Source organism: Pseudomonas sp. K5002 (genome assembly GCF_013386655.1).
Classification (GTDB): domain Bacteria; phylum Pseudomonadota; class Gammaproteobacteria; order Pseudomonadales; family Pseudomonadaceae; genus Aquipseudomonas.
On sequence record NZ_JACARK010000046.1, the window covers coordinates 1 to 4223 of the forward strand.

Below are 4223 nucleotides of genomic sequence, written 5' to 3' on the forward strand. Positions count from 1 at the left end.
GGGCAACCTGGGCGTCAGCGCCAGCCAGCGTGTCGACCGCCAGATGCCATGGGCGAAGTTCGTCGGTGGCGAGATCCAGCGCCTGCCTGATACCCCGCGCTGATGCCCGAGCGGTCAAGCGCACAAAGCGGCAAGGACGCCGAACTTCAAGCTCTCGAGTACCTGCAACGACAAGGTCTGCGCCTTCTGGCGCAGAACTGGTTATGCAAACGCGGCGAGCTTGATCTGGTCATGCTTGACGGCGATACAGTAGTATTTGTCGAAGTCCGCTACAGAAAACACGCACAATGGGGTGGCGCGCTCGCCAGTATCGACGGGCGCAAGCGCCAGAAGTTGATACTCGCCGCGCAGTTTTTCCTGCTCAAGGAGCGTCGCTGGGCCGATCATCCCTGCCGTTTCGATGTGGTTGCCATAGAAAGCACTCCCCGGGGAACAGCCGATCTGAACTGGCTGCAAGATGCCTTTGACAGCTGATTCGCCGGACATCTACACCGCACACTTTTGCTCTTTGCTTTGCGGGCTGCACATTCCTGTGCCAAACAGCCGCGCTACTTAAGGTCACACAGATGGACATGCAATCCCGAATTCGCCAGCTTTTCCAGGCCAGTATCGATACCAAGCAACAGGCGATGGACGTACTTGCACCGCACATCGAGCAAGCCAGTCAGGTCATGGTCAACGCCTTGCTCAACGAGGGCAAAATGCTTTCGTGCGGCAACGGCGGTTCGGCCGGCGATGCCCAGCATTTCTCCTCCGAGCTGCTCAACCGCTTCGAGCGTGAGCGCCCGAGCCTGCCGGCCATCGCCCTGACCACCGACACCTCGACGATCACCTCGATCGCCAACGACTACAGCTACAACGAAATCTTCTCCAAACAGATCCGCGCCCTTGGCCAGCCGGGGGACGTCCTGCTGGCGATCTCCACCAGCGGTAACTCGGCGAATATTATTCAAGCGATCCAGGCCGCACATGATCGTGAAATGATTGTCGTAGCATTGACCGGACGCGACGGCGGCGGCATGGCCTCGCTGCTGTTGCCCGAAGACGTGGAAATCCGTGTCCCGGCCAATGTCACCGCACGTATCCAGGAAGTCCACCTGCTGGCGATCCACTGCCTGTGCGATCTGATCGACAGCCAACTGTTCGGGAGTGAAGAATGACCGTTAAACGCCTTAGCCTATTGGCAATCACGCTGTGCCTAGGCATCAGCGGCTGCAGCTCGGTAATCGAAGCGAGCCGCGACACGCCCATCCAGGACGATAAAGGCACCCGCACTTTCGGCAGCAAAATCGATGACTCACTGATCGAGACCAAGGTTTCCGTCAACGTGTCCAAGGCCGCTCCAGACCTGGGCAACGGCGCGTCGCGCATCGTGGTCGTCAGCTTCAACGGCGTGGTGCTGCTCACCGGCCAAACCCCGCGCGCCGACTTGAAGGCCCAGGCTGAACAAGCTGCCGCCACTGTGCAGCGGGTCAAGAAGGTTCACAACGAACTGCAGGTGATGGAGCCGATCACCCTGCTGGCTATCAGCAACGACGCCCTGCTGACCACCAAGATCAAGACGCAGATGCTGACCGACAGCGCCATTCCCGGCTCTCGGATCAAGATCGTCACCGACAACGGCATCGTCTACATGATGGGCCTGCTGACCCAGGCAGAAGCCACCCGCGCCGCCAACCTGGTACAAAGTGTGTCCGGCGTACAGAAGATCGTGAAGCTGTTCGAATACATCGACTGATTTATCGTCAGCCACAAAAAAGGGCGCCGTGCATGGATTGCACGGCGCCCTTTTTATTGACTACAGGTTACTGGTACTGCTGGTACGGGTTGCCCTGGAACTGGTTGTTCTGCTGCGGCACCTGTTGCTGCTGGGCGGCCGGCTGACCGTACTGCTGGCCAGGGATCGGGCCCAGGTTGACCTCCACACGACGGTTCTGGGCACGGCCATTGACGTCGGCGTTGCTGGCGATCGGGTTATCCGGGCCGGCACCGCGGGCACTCAGGTTGGTCGGGCTGACACCTTGGGAGGTCAGGTAATTGGCCACGCTCTGCGCACGACGCTGGGACAGGTCCATGTTGAGCTGACGGCTGCCGGTGCTGTCGGTGTAGCCAACGATCTGGATGGTGTTCTGGTTGAACTGCTTCAGCGAGTTCGCCAGGTTGTTCAGCGGCGTGTAGAAGCTGCTGGAGATCGCATCCGAGTTGGTGGCGAAGGTGATGTTACCCGGCATGATCAGCTTGATCTGGTCGCCCTGGCGCTGCACTTCGACACCGGTGTTGGCCATGCTGGCGCGCAGTTTCTTTTCCTGCTGGTCGGCGTAGTAGCCGTAGCCCGCACCACCGATACCGGCGACGGCAGCGCCGATCAGCGCACCCTTGCCGCGGTTGTTGTGGTCGATGGCTGCACCCGCCAACGCACCAGCCAGGGCGCCCAGGCCACCATACTTGGCGGTGTTGCTCACACCGGAAGAGCCACCACCCTGTGCCTGGCTGCCGTCATAAGGATTAGGTGAAGCGCAGCCCGACAACAGGGCTACGGCAGTAGCAACAACAAGCAGACGACGAGAAGTGAACATGAAGGAAGCTCCTACTTTTGCATTCGGTGATGCAGAGGACATTGGCATTGGACCTGTGCCGAGCTTGGAACACGACAAACGGTAAAAATTCCATCTCCACACAAGCCCGGCCACACTCAAACCCTAGCAGAGACTTCCTGAACGGTGATTGTCATTTTCTCTATATGTTTCGTTTGATAGTTGCCACTTGGTATCCGAAAAACTACCCACATTTTCCTTCACGCGCGGACAAACGGATTCTCACGCATTTCATCTCCCAGACGCGTATCCGGACCGTGCCCTGTCACCACCACCGCCGCCTCATCCAGGGTGTAGAGCCGTTGCTTGATCGAGCGCACGATGGTCGCCTGGTCACCGCCCCACAAATCCGTACGGCCCACGCCGCGCCGAAACAGGGTATCGCCGGCAATCAGCAACTTCGCATCGGCGAACCAGAAACTCATCGAGCCGGGTGTGTGTCCAGGTGTATGCAAGGCAACCCCGCAACCACAGGCCAGCTCTTCTTCATCCTCCAGCCAACGATCCGGCGACGGCACTGGCGTGTAAGGCACGCGGAACATCTGGCACTGCATTTCCAGGTTGTCCCACAGAAACTGGTCTTCCTTGTGCAAGTGCAGGGTAGCGCCGGTTTTTTCCTTCAACTGCCCGGAGGCCAGGAAGTGATCAAGATGGGCGTGGGTGTGAATAATGCTGACCACTTTCAGGCCCAGCGCATCGAGGCGCGCCAGGATCAACTCATGGTTGCCGCCCGGGTCGACGACGATGGCTTTTTTGGTGACGGGGTCGCCGATGATCGTGCAGTTGCACTGCAACGGGCCTACCGGGAACGTTTCGCGGATCAGCGCGGGAGACTGAATATTCATGGGTATTCCTGCAAATTCAAAGGCACACTCTTTTGTACTGCATTCCGGCGCACAGTATGTTCGACCCTGCACCCGATCCGAAAGCGCTCGCGAGCGCACGGCTGTCAAACCCGGCAACTGCTAAGCTACTCTGGCGCCAGTCATACAACGCGCAACGTATAGCGCATGGAGTGGGACTTATGGCGACCCTCAGCCCATTGATCATCTGCGAACACTGTGATTGCGTGTACGAAAAAGTCACGCTCGCCAAACATCAGAAGACCCTTTGCACCCGCTGCGCAGGCGTACTCCAGCGTTATAACGGGCTATCGGTGGAACAACGCCTGGCCCTGACCCTGACCGCCACCGTGCTGTGGATTTTCGCCAACTTCTACCCGGTGATGAGCATCAGCCTGCAAGGCCTGAAAAGCAGCGCCACGTTATGGGATTCGGTGGTCGCACTGGCCCAGGGCCCGATCACCTTCATCGCGCTGGTGGCGGCGATTTCCATCATCATCGCGCCGGTGTTCCAGTTGCTGCTGTTGATCTGGGTGCTGGGCTTTGCGATGAAGGGCCAACGCTCGCCGGCGTTCAAGCTGTGCATGCGCTGGCTCGAAGCGCTTCGGCCCTGGAGCATGCTCGAAGTCTGCCTGCTGGGCGCCATGGTGGCGGTGTTCAAACTCGCCGGCATGCTGGATGTGTTGCCCGGCACCGGCCTGTTTGCCCTGGCCGCCCTCAGCCTGTTGCTGATCCGCATTGCCGGGCGTGATATTCGCGACCTGTGGGACATTTTATGAGCCGTCCA

6 protein-coding genes are annotated in these 4223 nt (G+C 59.3%); 4 read left to right on the plus strand and 2 right to left on the minus strand.

The features are described from left to right. Window positions 1-102: 102 nt before the first annotated feature. The 3 genes from HX846_RS03150 (at window position 103) to HX846_RS03160 (ending at window position 1738) form a co-directional block, all read left to right on the plus strand. Window positions 103-474, plus strand: coding sequence for a YraN family protein (locus HX846_RS03150; RefSeq protein WP_003216193.1), 372 nt, complete (start codon window positions 103-105; stop codon window positions 472-474). A 92-nt stretch (window positions 475-566) separates the two neighbouring features. Next, a complete protein-coding gene (locus tag HX846_RS03155; protein ID WP_003216190.1) occupies window positions 567-1160 on the plus strand; it encodes a phosphoheptose isomerase in 594 nt (197 codons plus the stop codon). Continuing rightward, a complete protein-coding gene (locus tag HX846_RS03160) occupies window positions 1157-1738 on the plus strand; it encodes a BON domain-containing protein (RefSeq protein WP_087692852.1) in 582 nt (193 codons plus the stop codon). The genes HX846_RS03155 and HX846_RS03160 overlap by 4 nt, the downstream gene beginning before the upstream one ends. A 67-nt stretch (window positions 1739-1805) precedes the next feature. On the opposite strand, the gene HX846_RS03165 is transcribed toward HX846_RS03160, so the two are convergent. Both HX846_RS03165 and HX846_RS03170 read right to left on the minus strand, forming a co-directional pair. After that, the gene (locus tag HX846_RS03165; RefSeq protein WP_177067081.1) at window positions 1806-2576 is read right to left on the minus strand and encodes an OmpA family protein; all 771 of its coding nucleotides are present in this window, start codon (window positions 2574-2576) and stop codon (window positions 1806-1808) included. A 218-nt stretch (window positions 2577-2794) separates the two neighbouring features. Then, the gene (locus HX846_RS03170) at window positions 2795-3439 is read right to left on the minus strand and encodes an MBL fold metallo-hydrolase (protein ID WP_003216184.1); all 645 of its coding nucleotides are present in this window, start codon (window positions 3437-3439) and stop codon (window positions 2795-2797) included. A 179-nt stretch (window positions 3440-3618) separates the two neighbouring features. On the opposite strand from HX846_RS03170, the gene HX846_RS03175 reads away from it, so the two are divergent. Beyond that, the gene (locus tag HX846_RS03175) at window positions 3619-4215 is read left to right on the plus strand and encodes a paraquat-inducible protein A (protein ID WP_003216183.1); all 597 of its coding nucleotides are present in this window, start codon (window positions 3619-3621) and stop codon (window positions 4213-4215) included. Window positions 4216-4223: the final 8 nt, after the last annotated feature.